The organism is Ectothiorhodospira shaposhnikovii, from assembly GCF_047222355.1.
In the GTDB taxonomy this organism is placed as follows: domain Bacteria; phylum Pseudomonadota; class Gammaproteobacteria; order Ectothiorhodospirales; family Ectothiorhodospiraceae; genus Ectothiorhodospira.
On record NZ_CP178333.1, the window covers coordinates 2,431,594 to 2,449,058 of the forward strand.

Below are 17,465 nucleotides of genomic sequence, written 5' to 3' on the forward strand. Positions count from 1 at the left end.
CAATCCGGACCAAGCACCGGAACCATGACAGGGATCAACCTACCGGATTCATCGTGCTTGGCGCCGCCAACGGCCCGGACCCTTGATCTAAAGGCGACGCGATCAGGGATACGTATCCTAACGCACTTACACGCACCACGTAAAGGGCTATCGGCTGCGCCACAACGCCCAGGCCGCCAGACAGAATACCAGCAGATAGCCCGCCAACGCGGCATTGGCAAAGGAAATTCCCAGCCACTGCGGACCCATCTCATCACACAGGCCCGTGGCCAGGAACAGGGTGGGCACCTGCTGCCCCAACCCTTCCACCAGACGCTCGATCAGACCCATCTCGGGCCCCACGCAGGAAAATCCGAGATCCGGCGGCTGGCGTTCAAGCCAGCTCTGGTAGCCCGCCACCCCCATGCCCATGCTGGCCACGACCAGCACCAGCAGACCGGGAATCACCCCGGCCAGGGATGCCCCGAACACCACGCCGGCCAGTGCCAACACCGCCAGCACCATGAACAGCAGGCGCTGGAAGATGCACAGGTGACAGGGATGCAGACTGAACCACTCGGTCAGACCGATGCTCAGCGCCGCGGACGTCGCCGAAAACAGGGCAATCAGCAACCAGATGGGACGAACCGCAGGTGCGTACATGCATGTCTCCCGTAGACGGGCCATGACCCTTGCTTGAACTTGCGGCACATGATGACCGAATCGGCGGACGGGGAAAAGGGGCGTGCCGGACACGGCACACCCCATGGAACCAAGAAGTCGCCATGGCACCAAAGACTCATGTGAGCACTGACCGTCGCACTGATCATCCACCAACCCCCATGGGATGCCTGATGACCATGCCCACCCGGCAACTGCCAATGCTCTGTCTGCTGCTGTGGCTCCTCCCGGGCCTGGCCATGGCCCAGACCGACACCGGTCCCGTGCATCGCGACCACATCGAGGTGGAACTGATCGCGGCCACCACCAGCGTGCAACCGGGAAGCACCCTGCATGCAGGGCTGCGACTGCTCCCCGACCCCGGCTGGCATACCTACTGGAAGAACCCCGGTGATTCGGGGCTACCCACTCGCATCCACTGGACCCTGCCGGAAGGCATCCAGGCCTCCGGCATAGACTGGCCCTACCCCGAAGCCATTCCGTTCGCCCACCTGATCAACTACGGTTATGAGGGCGAACACCTGTTGCCGGTGACGTTGCAGATACCGGACACCCTTGAAGCCGGTGACCGTGTTGTCCTGCAGGCCAAGGCCGAATGGTTGGTCTGCGAGGAAATCTGCATCCCGGGAGACGCCCGTCTTCAGCTCAGCCTGCCGGTGGAGATGTCACCCCCGGCCAGAAATGAACACACCGCGCCGTTGTTCGAGTGGGCGGAGCAACGCCGTCCAGGACCGGTCGACTGGCCGGCCCGCTTCACCACCGAAGGCGGCCGGCTCAATGTCCTGATCGGACCGGATCAGTTCCTGCTTCAGGAACCGCGGCGCTGGGCGGTGTTCGTCGCCGAAGACAACCTGGTGGACCATTCCCGGCCGGCTGACATCCACATCAATAACGACCAAATCAGGGTGACCCAGCCACTGTCCCCCTTTGCCGCCGAAGTTCCGGACGCCCTGCGTCTGGTGCTGGTGGATATCGACAATGCCAGGGCCTACGCACTGAGCGCCGCGGGAGAGACATTCACCACTGATGCCAACGAGGCCCCCCATCCCCTCCCCGACCACCAAACCGGCTGGCTGGTCGCCCTGCTGCTGGCCCTGGTCGGCGGGATGCTGCTGAACCTCATGCCCTGCGTCTTTCCCGTACTGTCCATCAAGGCCATGAGCCTGGTGGCCGGGACCGGACATGACCAGCGCCTCCATGGCCTGGCCTATACCGCCGGCGTGGTACTGAGCTTTGCCGTGCTGGCCGCCCTGCTGCTGGGCCTGAGGGCGAGCGGTGAGGCCATCGGCTGGGGTTTCCAGCTGCAATCCCCCCTCTTCGTGGGTGTCCTTGTCTACCTGCTGTTTGCCCTGGGCCTTTCCCTGTCCGGGGTATTTGATTTCGGCACCCGCATCATGGGCCTGGGCCAGGGGCTGACCCGGCATTCCGGCCTGAGCGGATCCTTTTACACAGGGATACTGGCCTGCGTGGTCGCCAGTCCCTGCACCGCACCCTTCATGGGCACCGCACTGGGCGTGGCGGTACTGATGCCCTGGCCCATGGCCATGGGGATCTTCCTGGCCCTGGGCGTGGGACTGGCCCTGCCGATGCTGGCGTTGAGCTTCAGCCCCCGCCTGGCCAGGGCCATGCCGCGACCGGGCCCCTGGATGGAAACCTTCAAGCAGGCCATGGCCTTTCCCCTCTATCTGGCCGTGGTCTGGCTGCTCTGGGTACTGGCCCGCCAGACCGACGCCAACGCCCTGGCCGTGATCCTGACCGGCATGGTGCTGCTGGCCTTCGCCCTGTGGCTCGTCGGCAGGCCCGCCGGGGGCACCGGCACACGCCTGCTGCGGCATGCCCTGGTGGGCCTGGGCCTGGGTCTGGCCGCCATGGCCCTCATCACCGTCGCGCAAATCGAGGCTGAACCGAGGGTTCAGGCCGAAGCCCACTGGGAGCCCTGGAGTGCCGACCGGCTGGAGGCCCTGCGTGCCGATCCGCAACGGGCCGTTCTGGTCAACATGACCGCCGACTGGTGCGTCACCTGCCTGGTGAACGAGCGGGTGGCCCTGAACACGGAGACCGTCCGTGAGGCCCTGAATACGCATCAGGTCAGCTATCTCAAGGGGGACTGGACACGGCGTGACCCGGCCATCACCGCCTATCTGGCGGAGCATGGACGAAACGGCGTCCCCCTCTATGTGCTCTACCCCCGGGAAGGCGGCGACCCACAATTGCTGCCCCAGGTCCTGACGCCCGCGCTGGTGGTCCAGGCCCTGGAATCACTGTGAGGATCGGAACCGGCCCGAAACCGGCTCCATCCCGTTTCTGCCAACATGATGAGGAGATAAACCATGAAACATCCGAGCTTCCGTCTGCTGCTGGCCATAGCCCTGCTGCTGGGGCTGACCATCCCGGCCTTCGCCGCGCCCCGGGTGGGGGAACCGGCACCGGATTTCAGCGTGGTGGATACCGCCGGCAATACCCACAGCCTGGCCGACTACCGAGGCCAGATGGTGGTGCTGGAATGGACCAATCACGAATGCCCCTTCGTCATCAAGCACTACCAGCCGGGCAACATGCAGAACCAGCAGCGGCTGGCCCGGGAGACGCATGACGCAGTCTGGCTAACCGTCATTTCCTCGAAACCCGGCTCCCAGGGGCATGTGTCGGCGGCCCGGGCCGATGAGCTGACCCAAAGCCGGGAGGCGTATCCCTCGGCGGTACTCCTGGATGAATCCGGCGACATGGGCCGGGCCTATGACGCCCGCGTCACCCCGCACATGTACATCATCGACGCGGAAGGCATCCTGCGTTACATGGGCGGCATCGACTCCAACCCCAGCAGCAACCCGGAAGACATTCCGGAGGCCACCCAGTACGTGGTGGCGGCACTGGAAGATCTGGCGGCCGGTCGCGACGTGGCACAGCCTGTCACCCGCCCCTACGGCTGCACCATCAAGTACTGAAACCACCCCCGGACCCTTCCAGGCCGCCCGCTCACGCGGGGGCCTGGAACTTGACGCATGGGCCAGCATCCGGATACTGAAAAACAAGCCCATGCGCCGATTTTCGACATGGTTGAACATCTCCCCATCAGAACCCGGGCCCTGCTGCTCGGGGCAGGCCTGCTGTTTGCCGCCGGTGCCATGCTGGGCCTGGTGCTGCCCATCCGCGCCGAACTGGAGGGCTTCCCCACCGCCCTGATCGGCCTCATCGGCAGTGCCTTTGCCGCCGGCTACGTGGCCGGCTGTCTGTACGTGCCGCGCCTGGTGGCCAAAGTCGGTCATATCCGGGTATTCGGGGTGATGGCGGCGCTGGTGGCGATGACCGCCCTGATCAATGTCCTCTACGTTTCGCCCCTGGCGTGGATTCTGGTCCGCGCCATGACCGGTTTCGCCTTTGCCGGCGCCACCATGATCATCGAAAGCTGGCTCAGCGAGAGCGCCAGCAGCGAGACCCGAGGACGGGTCTTTGCCCGCTACATGGTGGTCAACCTGGCCAGCTCGGTGCTCGGCCAGCTGGCGGTGATGCTCTATCAGCCGGGCGGCTTCGAACCCTTCGTGATCGTGGCGATCCTGGCCTGCCTGGCCCTGATCCCCACCGCCCTGAGCTCCAGCCGGGCACCGGCACCGCTGCACGAGGTCAAGCTGGACTTCAAGCGGCTCATCCGGGTGTCTCCCATTGCCGTGGTGGCCTGTTTCGGCGTCGGCCTGGCCAACGGGGCCTTCGGCACCCTGGCGCCGGTCTATGCCAACAGCATCGGCCTGCCGGTCTGGGCCGTCGCCCTGCTGGTGGCCGGCGCCATCGTCGGCGGGGCTCTCATGCAGGTGCCGATCGGCCGCCTTTCCGACCGACTGGACCGGCGCTGGGTGGTGGTGGGCATCGCCCTGGCCGGGGCAGGCATGTCCTTCCTGCTCTACAGCCTGGAGCTTCGTGAACCGGCCCATGTGATCCTGATGGTGGCCTTGCTGGGGGGCGCCATGCACACCATCTATCCGGTGGCCGTGGCCCATGCCAACGACCGGGCGGCGGAAGGCAATTTCGTCGCGGTATCCAGCGGGCTGCTGCTGATCTTCGGCGCCGGCGCCACCCTGGGTCCGGCGGTGGCGGCGCCCTTGATGCAATGGGGCGAACCGGGCTGGCTGTTCCTGTTCCTGGTCTTCATTTATTCCGGCATGGCCGTACATGCCGTATGGCGAACCCGTGTCCAGCCGCCGGTGGAGGAAGTACGCCATACCTTCGTCGGCCTGGAGGCCATCCAGGGCGCCACCCAGGAAACCATGCATCTGGATCCCCGGGCCGAGGAACCGGGCGAGGAGGCAACGCGGTCGTCGTGAGATGGGTGCGGGCGGCTATCCCACGGCGCCCTCCCGCCTCATCCAGCCCAGTATGAAATCCCGGATACCCGTCACGTCATTGAGGGGCAGCACGGGCAAATCGGTCTGCAGCGACGCCGGCTCGTCCGTGGCCACGGCGATGATGTCCGGATCCCGGGGGTAGCGGGCGGGTTTGCCCAGGGAGGGACGAAACAGTTCCAGCTTGGGGAAGGCTTCCGCCTTGAACCCCTCCACCAGAATCAGATCGGTGCGGGACGCATCCAGGCGCCCGATCAGTGCCCACAGATCCGGCTCCCGAGGCTCGGACTGCTCCACCATCAGGGCAAACCGTTGAGTGGAGGCAATGAGCATCTGCTCGGCACCGGCCTTGCGTAGTGCGTGGCTGTCCTTGCCCGGTTGATCCACATCGAAACTGTGATGGGCATGCTTGATGACCGCAATCCGGATGCCCCGCTCCCGCAGCAGGGGAATCAACTGCACCAGCAGGGTCGTCTTTCCGGTACCGCTCCAGGCGGCAAAACCCAGGATGGGTGGGGTATCCGTCATGCGCTGCTCTCCTTTTCCGATCGCTCACCGCCCTGAAGGACGGTGCTTCCCATTTAAGGGATAGCGGGTTTGACCAGTTGCCTGCCCGGGGCAGGCTGCGGCTTATTCGGAATCTCCCACGCAGATGCGGTTACGCCCCCCGGATTTGGCCTGATAGAGCCGCTTGTCGGCGGCAATCAGCAGTTCCTGCAGGTTCGTATCCGGCCTGTGCTGACAGATGCCGATACTGACCGTGACCGGCCGGGGAACCGGGAATCGATGGGCGGCGATGGCGGCCCGGATCTTCTCGGCAATGACCATTGCCGCGGCCTGATCCGTTTCCGGAAACAGGATGAGAAACTCCTCGCCCCCCCACCGCGCTACACTGTCGGTGGCGCGAACCATGCCGCGCACCAGGGCCGCCAGTTCCTGAATCACGAGATCGCCCACATGATGGCCATGGGTGTCGTTGATCTGCTTGAAATGGTCGATATCGAAGAGCATCAGTACGAAGGTGCCCTGATAGCGACAGACCCGCGAATATTCCTGCTCCAGCTGTTCGTTCATCTTGCGACGATTCATCAGACCGGTCATGGAGTCGGTCTGGGACAGCCGCTCCAGCAGCGCATTATTGCGCTGAAGTTCCTGATTCTTGTGATACAGGGCATGTTCCGTCACCGCCTCGATGGCCTGCGAAATGGTGCCGATCTCGTTTTTCAACTCTGCCAGCGGCACTGACTTTCGCGTCTGGCCCAAGGCCTTGCCATCGACCACATCCCGAACCCGCTGCTCCAGCAGACGCAACGGCCCCACGATATGGGCACTCAGGTTTCGCGCCATGAAGGCAGACAGCAACAACGCGATACACAGCACCACGGCCACGCTTTGCAGGATGCGCCACATGATGGGCAACAGGACTTCCCGCTTCTCCACCATGGTGACCACGGTCCAGTTCAGGGGCTCTTCATGAATGAACTGCACCATCCAGGTCCTTTGATCCACTTCCAGGAAGCGCTGACCGCTTCCCTCCCCCACCATCGGAGCCAGGCTGTCCCAACCGGCAAACCGGGTACCAATCAAGCCATCCTGCGCATGAAACAGTATCCTGCCCTCATGATCCAGCACCAGGTTGCGGGCAGTGGTGAAGGAGGGATCGCGGGCGCCGATGACCTCCATCACCGCATCCACCAAAGCATCAATTGCCACCACGCCGCGTAGCCCGCCATCCTCGTCCAGCAATACCTGACTGAACGACACCAGCCACTCGTCCGACTTGATTTCACGGTAAGGGATGCCGCCCGACAATGCCGGGCCCGCTCGCACCCCCGCCTCATACCAGGGGCGGACACGGGGATCGAATCCGGGAGGCGGCACATAATCATTGATGACCAAACGGCCGTCCTCGTAGGCGGCGAAGATGAAGTGTATGGTCGGATTGGCATCCTGCAGCACACGGAACAGTTCCAGGAGCCGCGACTCATCACGGTAGTCCGTATCCATGGCCTCACGGACGAAATCCTTGGCGGCCAGATACTGCACGACGGACCGCAACGGTTGCACATAGCCGCGAATATGGTGAGCGGCAGCCAGGTTCTTGTTGCGAATCACCGCCTGGGCCGAGTCGAGGCCACTGTGATAGAGCACGACCGAGACCAGGGAGCCCAGCAGGATCACCATGGCCAACGTCAGCAAGAGCAGTTTTCCGAACAGCGTCTTCTGGAGGCTCATGCCGCCGGTATCTCTGCTTTGGCTGGTTGCCCCCGGATTGTGGGGGAACGTGGAAGGAAGGTATGCCGCGGGCGCCATGCCGGCGACCGGATCCCGCTCATCTTACCAAACCGCGCCGGCCCGACGCCGCCACTCATCCCCGCCAGCCCCGCCGTTACTCCTCCTCACCAGCTCCGCCGTCACTCATCTTGGCCAGCCCCCGTCGTCACTCCCGCGAAAGCGGGAGCCCAGGGAGCCACCGCCACTGGATTCCCGCTTTCGCGGGAATGACGGGCTGGATAGCTCCTGCATCACACTTCCGGAATACCGCTTTTGCGGGGATGCCACACCCGGAACCTCCCTGGGCCTTCAGATGAGACCGCTGATCAATGAGGGCAGGTCTACGACTGCCTGACCACCAGGGTGGAGGCAATCATGTCATGGAGACCTTGCTTGCGCCGGGTAAAGGCGATCATCAGATAGCCGATGAACAGCAAAAGCGCCGAAAGGATCTTGGACCAGTAGCGTCCATTGGCACGGCCAAAGCCGATCCGGTTGCCGTCCATGTCCGTCACCCGCAAACCCAGCATCCGCTTGCCGGGGGTGGATTGCCATTTCGAGGACTCGAACACCGTGTAGTAAAACCAACCGAGCAATAAGGAAAGCAGATTGCCCATGCCTTCCGCAACCAGGTTGATTTCCTGCCCCGTGGCACCGCTTGCGGCCATGGATGCCCCCAGGGCAAAGCCCAGCGGAACCGCCACCACGACGGTGATCAGGGTCAGGATGATCATGTCGATCACGAACGCCAGCAGGCGATACCAGAATCCGGCATCCCTGAGCGATGCCGAGACAGACGTGACAGCGGCGCCCGTTCCCGCCGCCATGCCGGCCGCCATCGGCTGCGTGCCGAGGGACACCCCGCAACCGGAGCAGAAACGTGCTGAATCATCGTTATTGTGGCCACATTGCGCGCAGTACATGGTGACGCTCCCTGTATCGTCGAAGCCGGCTAGAACAAGGATTGTACCTCGCTCAATCTCTGCCTGCCGGGTTGATCAGCGAATCAACGACAGCCACCCGGCCAGGGCCAGCAGCGTGACCAACAGTACCGGCGGCGTGATCAGGATGCCGATCCTGAAATACTGCCCCCAGGTGATCTTGATGCCGCGCCGTGCCAGCACATGCAGCCACAACAGGGTGGCCAGACTGCCGATGGGGGTGATCTTCGGCCCCAGGTCGGAACCGATGATGTTGGCATAGATCATTGCCTCCTTGACCACGCCGGACACATTGGCCTCGTCGATGGACAGGGCCACCACCATCACCCCGGGCATGTTGTTCATGATGGAGGAAAAGAAGGCGGCGATGAAGCCGGTCCCCACCGCCGCCGCCGTCACGCCATACTGGCCGATCCAGTCCAGGGCGATAGCGATGTCCGCCGTCAACCCGGCATTGCGCAGGCCGTAGACCACCAGGTACATGCCCACGGAGAAGATCACGATCTGCCAGGGGGCGCTGACGAAGACCCGGCGGGTGGAAATCACATGTCCCCGGGCGGCCACCGCCAGCAGGATGGCGGCACCCAGACCCACCATGGCGGAAATGGGCACGCCCATGGGCTCGATCACCAGAAAGCAGAACAGCAGCAAGGCCAGCACGCCCCAGCCCGCCTTGAACACGGCCGGGTCCTTGATGGCCTGTTCAGGCCTGCGCAAGCCATCCAGGCTGTAGGTGCGGGGGATCTGTTTGCGGAAGAACAGATACAGGATACCCAACGAGGCGGTCACCGAGACGGCGTTGACCGCCATCATCACGGCGGCGTACTCGCGGAAGTTGATGCCGAAGAAATCCGCCGAGACGATGTTCACCAGGTTGGAGGTGACCAGGGGCAGACTGGCGGTGTCGGCGATGAAGCCCGCGGCAATGACGAAGGCGAAGGCCGCCCCGGCGGTGAAGCCCAGGGCCAGGAGCATCTCCAGCACGATGGGGGTGAGCATGAGGGCGGCGCCGTCGTTGGCGAACATGGCGGCCACCACCGCGCCCAGCAGGATGATGAAACCGTACAAGCGCAGGCCGCTCCCCTTGCCCCAGCGGGCCACGTGCAGGGCCGCCCATTCAAAGAAACCGGCCTCGTCCAGGATCAGGGAGATGATGATGATGAACACGAAGGTGAGCGTGGCGTTCCAGACGATATCCACCACAATGGGTACGTCGGAAAACTGCACCACCCCCGTGGCCAGGGCCAGGGCCGCGCCGCCCAGGGCACTCCAGCCGATGCCCAGCCCCTTGGGCTGCCAGATGACAAGGGTGATGGTGACGATGAAGATCGTCAGGGCGGTCAACAACATGGAGGCGTCCTGTGGTCGGGTTCGGTGGTTGCGGGTTCAGGTATCGGCACGAAACGGATTGCAGCAGCCGGGGTCATCCGCCAGGCACTTGAGCAGATCAAAGCGGGACACGATGCCCACCAGTCGTCCCTCCACCACCACCGGCAGCGCCTGGATACCGTGGTTGATGAACAACCGGGCGGCCACGCTCATGTCATCTTCCGGTTGCAGAGTGAGTAGCTGTCGGGTCATCACCTCGCCCGCGGTCCGACCGCCGATGCGGTTGGGGTCGTCGCTGGAGGCATCCCCCAGGGGAGAACGGTACAGGGACTCCTTCCACCAGGCCGTCCGCGGTTCCACCCGCTCATCCGCCATGCGGTGAGTCAGGTCGCCGGTGGTGATGATGCCCACCAGCACATCGCCCTCATCCACCACGGGCAGGCCGTTGATGCGGTGCTTCACCAGCAGGCGGGCCACCCGCTGAATGGGGGTATCCGGTCTGACGCTGAGCGGGTCCGGCGTCATCAGATCCTGTATATGCATGGTTGTCTCCTCGGTCCGGAAGGCGGGCCATTCAATGATATTGAACATGATTTCCCGCCCGCCCGACTCACAAGCCCGTCACGGACCACACAATATACCCCCACCCATATATTCACAAGAGCGCATATTCATTCACTCACCGGAACATGCCCGGCCACCCGAGGGGATGACCACCAGGCCCATGCAGACACGGCGGGAGATCCGGGCCGGCTGGAAGCCTTATCGCGCGGTGATGAAATCGTGAGAGGCTGAAATGCAAGAAGCCCGCATCGGGATGACCGATACGGGCTTCTTGTCTTAATGTGGTAGCGGGGGCAGGATTCGAACCTGCGACCTTCGGGTTATGAGCCCGACGAGCTGCCAGACTGCTCCACCCCGCAACTGAGGCTGTGTATACTAATGACCTTTCCCGGATAATGCAAGGGTTTCATCTCACTTTTTTGCAACTCATGCACCACGGTGGATCAGGTGCCGGCGCAGATCATGTCGATAGATGAATCCGGGCATGGCGAACACGGCAAACATGGACAGGGTGATGGCATAGAACTGCCAGCCCTGGACATGGATCGTGCCGGTGACCAGGCGCTCCAGCCCGAGGCCGATGGCCACCACTAAAGCGTAGAGTATACCCCACTCCAGGAAACGAATGAAGGCCGGCTTGTCGCCCCCACGGGGCGTCATGACGAACAGGACCCGCTCATTGAGCCACGGGAGGTTGGCCGCCACCAGGGCGATCAGAAGATAGAGCCAAACAGAAACCTGCAAAAGATCCATATTCTCCTCCCCTATCGGACTGCCGCGGTAAGAGACATCAGGATACCGGGAAAGATCCCCAGTCCCAGCATCAGCAGGCCATTGACCGACAGCACCACATTGACATCCATGCCCCGGGACAACTCGGTCCGGTCTTCCGGCTTATCGAAGTACATGAACTTGATGATGCGCAGGTAGTAGAAGGCGCCGATCACCGACATCAACACGGCGAACACGGCCACCCAGATGAAGCCCACCTGCACCACGGCCTGAAGCACCGCCAGCTTGGCATAGAAGCCCAGGGTGGGCGGCAGACCCGCCATGGCGGCCATGAGCAGCAGCATGATGAAAGCAAACCAGGGGCTACGCTCATTCAGGCCACGGAAATCCTGAATGTTATCCGCCTCGAAGCCCTGGCGGGACAGATACAGCACCATGCCGAAGCCGCCGGCCGCCATCAGGGCATAGGCGATCACGTAGAACAAGGCCGCCGCGTTCCCCTCCGTTGTCCCGGCCATGATGGCCAACAGCACGAAGCCGACATGGGAAATGGTGGAGTAGGCAAACATGCGCTTGATGTTGGTCTGGGCGATGGCCACCACGTTGCCCACCGCCAGGGAAAGCACCGCCAGGATCAGCAGCATGCCCTGCCAATCCGCATGCAGCGGCCCCATGCCGTCCACCAGCAGGCGCATGATGATGGCCAGACCGGCGATCTTGGGTGCCGTGCTGATGAACAAGGTCACCGGGGTGGGGGCGCCGTGGTACACATCCGGCAACCACATGTGGAAGGGCACCGCCCCCAGCTTGAAGGCCAGGGCCACCACGACGAAGGCCAGGGCGAATACCAGGGCCATGTTGAATTCACCGGAGGCCGTGAGGATGCCCGCCGTCACGCCGGCGATATCCAGGGTGCCCGTGATGCCGTAGAGCATGGACATGCCGTAGAGCAGCACGCCCGATGCAATGGAGCCCAGCACGAAATACTTCATGGCGGACTCGGCCGCCTGGGTGGAATCCCGATTGAAGGCCACCAGGGCATAGAGGCACAAAGACAGCAACTCAAGACCCAGGTAGAGGGTAAGCAGGCTGTTGGCCGAGATCATCACCATCATGCCCAGTACGCCGAACAGCCCCAGGACATAGAACTCACCCCGGTAAAGATCCCGGGTCATCAGATAAGGCCGGGCGTACAGGAAGACCACCGCCGAGATCAGCAACACCACCGATTTGAGCAGGTCCGACATGGGATCGGCCACGAAGGTACCGGACATGGTGATACGCACCTCCGGGGCGGCCAGCCACACGGTCAACACCAGGGCGCCCAGCACGGAGAACTGGGTCAGTCCGTAGGTGATGTCCCGACGGGCCTGGGGGATGAAAAGATCCGCCACCAGGATGAAGCAGGCCATGCCCAGCAGGAAAAGCTCGGGAATGACGGGGATGAAATCCGGAATCTCAAAGGTCATATCGGCATCCAGGAGAGCTTAGAGCTTGGAAACGGCGATATGCCGCACCAGGTTGTCCACGGTGGCGTCCAGCACATCCAGCAAGGGCGCCGGCCAGACCCCCAGAAGGAGCACGGCAAAGGCCAGCACGCCCAGCACCCAGAACTCACGCCGGTTCACATCCGTCAGTTTGGCCACGTTGTCATTGGCCACCTCGCCGTAGACCACCCGCTTCACCAGCCACAGGGTATAGGCCGCGGCCAGGATCAGGGTGGTGGCGGCCAGCAGGGCAATCCAGAAGTCGGCGCGGAAGGCGGCCAGGATCACCATGAACTCGCCCACGAACCCCGAGGTACCCGGCAGTCCCGTGTTGGCCATGGCAAACAGGACGAAGAAGGCGGCGAACCAGGGCATGGTGTTGGCCACGCCGCCGTAATCGGCGATCCGGCGGCTGTGCATGCGGTCATAGAGCACCCCCACGCAGAGGAACATGGCCGCGGAGATCAGACCGTGGGAGATCATCTGCACCATGCCGCCGCTGATCCCCAGGGCAGCCCCCTGCCAGGAACCGGTGTTGTTGTAGATCATGAAGACGATGAAGAAGCCCAGGGTCACGAAACCCATATGGGCGATGGACGAGTAGGCGATCAGCTTCTTCATGTCCTGCTGCATCAGGGCCACCAAGCCGATGTAGACCACGGCGATCAGGGACAGGGTGACCATCAGCCAGTCCAGGGCCATGGCCGCGTCCGGGGCAATCGGCAGGGAGAAGCGCAGGAAGCCGTAGCCGCCGATCTTGAGCATGATCGCCGCCAGGATCACCGACCCCCCGGTGGGTGCCTCCACGTGGGCATCCGGCAACCAGGTATGGACCGGGAACATGGGAATCTTCACCCCGAAGGCCAGCAGCATGCCCAGGAAGATCAGCATCTGGGCGGTCATGCCCAGGGGCAGATGGTGGAAGTCCAGGATGGCGAAGCTGCCGGACTGGGTGTACAGATAGATCAGGCCGATGAGCAGGAACACCGAGCCCAGGAAAGTGTAGAGGAAGAACTTGAGGGTGGCGTAGATCCGGTTGGGGCCGCCCCAGATGCCGATCACCAGGAACATGGGGATCAGCATGGCCTCGAAGAAGACGTAGAACAGCACCGCGTCCAGGGCCGAGAAGACCCCGTTCATCAGGCCCTCCATGATCAGGAAGGCAGCCAGGTACTGGGACACCCGATGCTGTATCACTTCCCAGGCGGCAATGACCACCAGCACCGTGATGAAGGTGGTGAGCAGGATCAGCGGCATGGAGATCCCGTCCACGCCCAGGTGGTAATGGATGTTGAAGGTGCTGATCCAGGGGATCATCTCCACGAATTGCATCTCGTGGGTGCCGCGGTCGAACTGGGTGAACAGCGGGATGCTCACCAGGAAGGTCAGCACCGCGAAGGCCAGGCCCACGCGCCGGGATGCCTCGGGCATCCGGTCACCCATGGTCAGGACGATCAGGCCGCCGAGAATCGGCGTCCATATCACAAGAGAGAGCAGTGGCCAGTCAGCGAACATTATTTCTTCCCAGTGGAATCCTGCGTTGATCCTGTCGTTGCACCCAGCACGACCGCGCTAGAAGGCAAACGCCATGATGAGCACCAGCAGACCGATGATCATGGCGAAGGCGTAGTGATACACATAGCCCGTCTGCACATGACGCACCTGCCGGGACAACCAGCCCACCGTCCTGGCACTGCCGTTGACGATGGCCGTATCGATCACCAGCGTGTCACCAAAGCGCCACAACCACTGCCCCAGGCGCTGGGTCCCCTTGGCGAACACCGCCTCATTGAACTGGTCGAAGCCATAGCTCCGGTTGAGCAGATCGTAGGCCCAGGGCGCACGACGGCGGGCGCTGTCGGCAATGTCCGGGCGCTTCATGTAGACGTACCAGGCCGTGGCCAGACCCGCCATCGCCAGCCAGAAGGGCGGCATCGCCAGGCCGTGGGCGATGAAGCCCGTGACGCCGGTGTAGCCCTCGCCCAGACGGGCCAGTACATCCCGGGTCTCGTCCACATGGATCACGCCGGCAAAGAAATCGCCGAACAGCATGGGACCGACGAAGTAACCCGCCAGCACCGAGGGAATCGCCAGCAGGATCAGGGGCACGGTGACCACCCAGGGTGACTCCTTCGGATCTCCCTTCAGGCCGTGACCGTGGCCCTCATGGTCGTGTCCGTGATCGTGGTCGGTGCCGGGTGCCGCATGGCGGAAACGCTCCTCGCCGTGGAACACCAGGAAGAACATGCGGAAGGTGTACAGGGCGGTAACGAACACCCCCAGCAATATCAGCACGTAGGCAATACCCGCTCCCGGAATCTCCGACAGTGACACGGCCTCGATGATGCCGTCCTTGGAGAAGAAGCCGGCGAATCCGGGGAAGCCGATCAGGGCCAGGGAGCCGATCAGGGCGGTGGCATAGGTGATGGGCATGTACTTGCGCAGCCCGCCCATGCGACGGATGTCCTGCTCATGATGCATGGCCATGATCACCGAACCGGCGGCCAGGAACAGAAGGGCCTTGAAGAAGGCATGGGTCATGAGGTGGAAGATGCCCGCCGCATAGGCGGAGGCGCCCAGGGCCACCGTCATGTAACCGAGCTGGGACAGGGTGGAATAGGCCACCACCCGCTTGATGTCGTTCTGCACCAGCCCCACCAGCCCCATGAAGAAGGCGGTGACGGCACCGATGATAAGCACGAAGCTCAGGGCGGTCACGGAGAATTCGTACAGGGGCGACATGCGCGCCACCATGAAGATCCCCGCCGTCACCATGGTGGCGGCGTGGATCAGGGCCGAGATGGGGGTGGGGCCTTCCATGGAGTCGGGCAGCCACACATGCAGGGGCACCTGGGCCGACTTGGCCATGGCACCGATGAACAGCAGGATGCAGGCCACGGTCAGCAGGGACCATTCGGTGCCCGGCAGGACACTGATGCCGGCCTGGGACATGCCTTCGGCCTGACCGAAGACGGTGGCGTAGTCCAGGCTGCCGGTGTAGAAGACGATGGCGGCAATCCCGAGCACGAAGGCAAAGTCCCCCACCCGGTTGACGATGAAGGCCTTGAGGTTGGCATGGATGGCGGTGGGCCGCTTGAACCAGAAGCCGATGAGCAGGTAGGACACCAGGCCCACGGCCTCCCAGCCGAAGAACAGCTGCATGAAGTTGTTGGCCATCACCAGCATCAGCATGGAGAAGGTGAACAGGGAAATCAGGGCAAAGAAGCGCTGATAGCCCGGGTCCTCATGCATGTAGCCGATGGTGTAGATGTGCACCATCAGGGAGACGAAGGTCACCACCAGCATCATCAGGGCGGTGAGGTTGTCGATCAGGAACCCCACCTCGAAGCGGATGCCGTCACTGACCAGCCAGGTGTAGACGGTCTCGTTGTAGACCTCGGCCCCGCCGATCACGTGGTGCCAGAACACCACCAGCGAGAGCAGGAAGGAGACGGCCACCCCGGCGATGGTGGCGGTATGCGCCCCGGTCCGCCCGAGCTGCTGGCCGAACAGACCGGCGGCGATGGCCCCGAACAGGGGGGCGAGTACGATGAGCAGATAGATAGTATCCATGCCCTACCCCTTCATCTCGTCCAGATCCTGGACGTTGATGGTCTGTCGATTACGGAACACCAGCACCAGAATGGCCAGGCCGATGGCCGCCTCCGCCGCTGCCACGGTGAGGATGAAGAACACGAAGATCTGCCCCGCCAGATCCCCCAGGTAATGGGAGAAGGCAATGAAGTTCATGTTCACCGCCAGCAACATGAGCTCGATGCACATGAGCAGGAGGATCAGGTTTTTCCTGTTCAGGAAGATCCCGGTGACGCTCAGCGCGAACAGGATCGCCCCAAGGATGAGGTAATGCGACAGAGGAATCATGCTTGGTCCCGTTTTTGGCCCAGCGCAGGTCTCGCCACGGCGCCCGCTTGGGTGTTTTCGTTCAGCCCTGTAGATTCAGTCCTGAAATCCGCCCGCCATGCCGATCCGGCCATGACAACAGGATCCAGGGTCCATCGGCCCATGTGACGCTACTTCTTTTCCGCTTCCATCTTGATCAGGCGCACGCGGTCCTTGCGCTGCACCTTGATCTGTTCCGCCGGATCCATGTAGAGGCTATCGGGCCGGCGCCGCAACGTCAGCACGATGGCCGCGATGATGGCCACCAGCAGGATCACGGCAGCGATCTCGAAGGGATACACGTACTCGGTATAGAGCAACTGGCCGATGGCCTCGGTATTGCTGTAGTCCGCATCGGCGCGGCCCGGAGATTCCACCTGGAACACCCTGGCCCCCACCACCATGGCCATCACCACCATCATGCCCACCGCCACCACCAGTCCCACCGGCAGCAACCTGACAAACCCCTCCCTGACCCGGGCCACGTTGATGTCCAGCATCATGACCACGAACAGGAACAACACCATCACCGCCCCCACATAGACCAGTACCAGCAGGATGCCGAGGAACTCCGCCTCCAGCATGATCCAGTGGGCGGCGCTGGTGAAAAAGGCCAGCACCAGGAACAGGGCCGCATGCACCGGGTTGCGCACCGTGATCATGGCCACGGCCGAACCCACCAGGATGGCGGAGAAGAAGTAGAACAGAAACTGTTCGAAACTCATGAAAGGCAGTCCCCCTGATCAGCGGTAGGGCGCATCGACGGCACGGGCGGCGGCAATCTGCGCCTCGTACTTGTCACCGATGGCCAGCAGCTTGTCCTTGGTCATGATCTGCTCGCCACGGTTTTCGAAGTGGTAGTGCATGATGTGGGTCTCGACGATGGAATCCACCGGGCAGGCCTCCTCGCAGAAGCCGCAGAAGATGCACTTGAACAGATCGATGTCGTAACGGCTGGTCCGGCGGGTGCCGTCATCCCGCTCTTCCGACTCGATGGTGATGGCCAGCGCCGGACACACCGCCTCGCACAGCTTGCAGGCGATGCAGCGCTCTTCCCCGTTGGGATAGCGGCGCAGGGCATGCAGGCCGCGAAAACGGGGCGAGATCGGCGTGGTCTCGTCCGGATACTGGACGGTGATCTTGCGGGCAAAGAAGTGCCGACCGGTGAGCTTCATGCCCAACAGCAGCTCCCACAGCAGGAAGGTCTTGAAGAACTGGCGAATCGCCGTGCTCATGATGAAAGC

16 protein-coding genes and 1 tRNA gene are annotated in these 17,465 nt (G+C 62.9%); 3 read left to right on the forward strand and 14 right to left on the reverse strand.

From position 1 onward, the window contains the following. Positions 1-147 precede the first annotated feature (147 nt). Positions 148-642: a disulfide bond formation protein B gene (locus tag ACLF6L_RS11040; protein ID WP_412851683.1), complete on the reverse strand. Its 495-nt coding sequence runs from the start codon at positions 640-642 to the stop codon at positions 148-150. Positions 643-833: 191 nt separating this feature from the next. Here ACLF6L_RS11040 and ACLF6L_RS11045 point away from each other — a divergent pair, with 191 nt between their 5' ends. The 3 genes from ACLF6L_RS11045 to ACLF6L_RS11055 all read left to right on the forward strand — a co-directional run bounded on the left by ACLF6L_RS11045 (position 834) and on the right by ACLF6L_RS11055 (position 4,976). Continuing rightward, on the forward strand, positions 834-2,927 hold the full coding sequence (locus ACLF6L_RS11045) for a protein-disulfide reductase DsbD family protein (protein WP_412851684.1): 2,094 nt from the start codon (positions 834-836) through the stop codon (positions 2,925-2,927). A gap of 63 nt (positions 2,928-2,990) precedes the next feature. Next, the gene (locus ACLF6L_RS11050; RefSeq protein ID WP_238615923.1) at positions 2,991-3,605 is read left to right on the forward strand and encodes a thioredoxin family protein; all 615 of its coding nucleotides are present in this window, start codon (positions 2,991-2,993) and stop codon (positions 3,603-3,605) included. Between the two features lie 108 nt (positions 3,606-3,713). Next, positions 3,714-4,976 carry an MFS transporter gene (locus ACLF6L_RS11055; RefSeq protein ID WP_238615922.1) on the forward strand — a complete coding sequence of 421 codons (1,263 nt, stop codon included), beginning with the start codon at positions 3,714-3,716 and terminating at the stop codon, positions 4,974-4,976. A 15-nt stretch (positions 4,977-4,991) separates the two neighbouring features. On the opposite strand, the gene mobB is transcribed toward ACLF6L_RS11055, so the two are convergent. From mobB to nuoI, 13 genes are all read right to left on the reverse strand, one after another. Beyond that, entirely contained in the window at positions 4,992-5,522 is a 531-nt protein-coding gene (mobB, locus tag ACLF6L_RS11060) for a molybdopterin-guanine dinucleotide biosynthesis protein MobB (RefSeq protein WP_412851685.1), read from the reverse strand. Between the two features lie 102 nt (positions 5,523-5,624). Then, positions 5,625-7,229, reverse strand: a complete 1,605-nt coding sequence (locus ACLF6L_RS11065) for a diguanylate cyclase (RefSeq protein WP_412851686.1) — start codon at positions 7,227-7,229, stop codon at positions 5,625-5,627. A gap of 380 nt (positions 7,230-7,609) precedes the next feature. After that, positions 7,610-8,191 (reverse strand): RDD family protein, encoded by a 582-nt coding sequence (locus tag ACLF6L_RS11070; protein ID WP_412851687.1) that lies wholly within the window; start codon positions 8,189-8,191, stop codon positions 7,610-7,612. Between the two features lie 75 nt (positions 8,192-8,266). Beyond that, complete coding sequence (locus tag ACLF6L_RS11075; RefSeq protein WP_412852784.1) at positions 8,267-9,556, reverse strand: arsenic transporter; 1,290 nt, start codon at positions 9,554-9,556, stop codon at positions 8,267-8,269. 39 nt (positions 9,557-9,595) lie between these two features. After that, positions 9,596-10,081 carry a CBS domain-containing protein gene (locus tag ACLF6L_RS11080; RefSeq protein WP_412851688.1) on the reverse strand — a complete coding sequence of 162 codons (486 nt, stop codon included), beginning with the start codon at positions 10,079-10,081 and terminating at the stop codon, positions 9,596-9,598. A gap of 303 nt (positions 10,082-10,384) precedes the next feature. Further along, positions 10,385-10,461: transfer RNA gene (locus ACLF6L_RS11085), tRNA-Met, on the reverse strand. Between the two features lie 67 nt (positions 10,462-10,528). Beyond that, the gene (locus ACLF6L_RS11090) at positions 10,529-10,855 is read right to left on the reverse strand and encodes a DUF2818 family protein (protein WP_238615917.1); all 327 of its coding nucleotides are present in this window, start codon (positions 10,853-10,855) and stop codon (positions 10,529-10,531) included. Between the two features lie 11 nt (positions 10,856-10,866). Then, positions 10,867-12,303 carry an NADH-quinone oxidoreductase subunit NuoN gene (gene nuoN / locus ACLF6L_RS11095; RefSeq protein WP_238615916.1) on the reverse strand — a complete coding sequence of 479 codons (1,437 nt, stop codon included), beginning with the start codon at positions 12,301-12,303 and terminating at the stop codon, positions 10,867-10,869. Between the two features lie 18 nt (positions 12,304-12,321). Beyond that, positions 12,322-13,836: an NADH-quinone oxidoreductase subunit M gene (locus tag ACLF6L_RS11100; RefSeq protein ID WP_238615915.1), complete on the reverse strand. Its 1,515-nt coding sequence runs from the start codon at positions 13,834-13,836 to the stop codon at positions 12,322-12,324. A 57-nt stretch (positions 13,837-13,893) separates the two neighbouring features. Continuing rightward, positions 13,894-15,894 (reverse strand): NADH-quinone oxidoreductase subunit L, encoded by a 2,001-nt coding sequence (gene nuoL / locus ACLF6L_RS11105; RefSeq protein WP_238615914.1) that lies wholly within the window; start codon positions 15,892-15,894, stop codon positions 13,894-13,896. Between the two features lie 3 nt (positions 15,895-15,897). Further along, positions 15,898-16,203, reverse strand: a complete 306-nt coding sequence (nuoK, locus tag ACLF6L_RS11110; protein WP_090204636.1) for an NADH-quinone oxidoreductase subunit NuoK — start codon at positions 16,201-16,203, stop codon at positions 15,898-15,900. A 149-nt stretch (positions 16,204-16,352) separates the two neighbouring features. Next, positions 16,353-16,946: an NADH-quinone oxidoreductase subunit J gene (locus ACLF6L_RS11115; RefSeq protein WP_238615913.1), complete on the reverse strand. Its 594-nt coding sequence runs from the start codon at positions 16,944-16,946 to the stop codon at positions 16,353-16,355. 18 nt (positions 16,947-16,964) lie between these two features. Then, positions 16,965-17,456 carry an NADH-quinone oxidoreductase subunit NuoI gene (gene nuoI, locus ACLF6L_RS11120; RefSeq protein WP_238615912.1) on the reverse strand — a complete coding sequence of 164 codons (492 nt, stop codon included), beginning with the start codon at positions 17,454-17,456 and terminating at the stop codon, positions 16,965-16,967. Between the last annotated feature and the right edge of the window lie 9 nt (positions 17,457-17,465).

Coding starts and splice junctions, on each gene's coding strand:
- ACLF6L_RS11040 (WP_412851683.1), bottom strand. CDS start 642: ATGTACGCACCTGCGGTTCGTCCCATCTGGTTGCTGATTGCCCTGTTT.
- ACLF6L_RS11045 (WP_412851684.1), top strand. CDS start 834: ATGACCATGCCCACCCGGCAACTGCCAATGCTCTGTCTGCTGCTGTGG.
- ACLF6L_RS11050 (WP_238615923.1), top strand. CDS start 2,991: ATGAAACATCCGAGCTTCCGTCTGCTGCTGGCCATAGCCCTGCTGCTG.
- ACLF6L_RS11055 (WP_238615922.1), top strand. CDS start 3,714: ATGGTTGAACATCTCCCCATCAGAACCCGGGCCCTGCTGCTCGGGGCA.
- mobB (WP_412851685.1), bottom strand. CDS start 5,522: ATGACGGATACCCCACCCATCCTGGGTTTTGCCGCCTGGAGCGGTACC.
- ACLF6L_RS11065 (WP_412851686.1), bottom strand. CDS start 7,229: ATGAGCCTCCAGAAGACGCTGTTCGGAAAACTGCTCTTGCTGACGTTG.
- ACLF6L_RS11070 (WP_412851687.1), bottom strand. CDS start 8,191: ATGTACTGCGCGCAATGTGGCCACAATAACGATGATTCAGCACGTTTC.
- ACLF6L_RS11080 (WP_412851688.1), bottom strand. CDS start 10,081: ATGCATATACAGGATCTGATGACGCCGGACCCGCTCAGCGTCAGACCG.
- ACLF6L_RS11090 (WP_238615917.1), bottom strand. CDS start 10,855: ATGGATCTTTTGCAGGTTTCTGTTTGGCTCTATCTTCTGATCGCCCTG.
- nuoN (WP_238615916.1), bottom strand. CDS start 12,303: ATGACCTTTGAGATTCCGGATTTCATCCCCGTCATTCCCGAGCTTTTC.
- ACLF6L_RS11100 (WP_238615915.1), bottom strand. CDS start 13,836: ATGTTCGCTGACTGGCCACTGCTCTCTCTTGTGATATGGACGCCGATT.
- nuoL (WP_238615914.1), bottom strand. CDS start 15,894: ATGGATACTATCTATCTGCTCATCGTACTCGCCCCCCTGTTCGGGGCC.
- nuoK (WP_090204636.1), bottom strand. CDS start 16,203: ATGATTCCTCTGTCGCATTACCTCATCCTTGGGGCGATCCTGTTCGCG.
- ACLF6L_RS11115 (WP_238615913.1), bottom strand. CDS start 16,946: ATGAGTTTCGAACAGTTTCTGTTCTACTTCTTCTCCGCCATCCTGGTG.
- nuoI (WP_238615912.1), bottom strand. CDS start 17,456: ATGAGCACGGCGATTCGCCAGTTCTTCAAGACCTTCCTGCTGTGGGAG.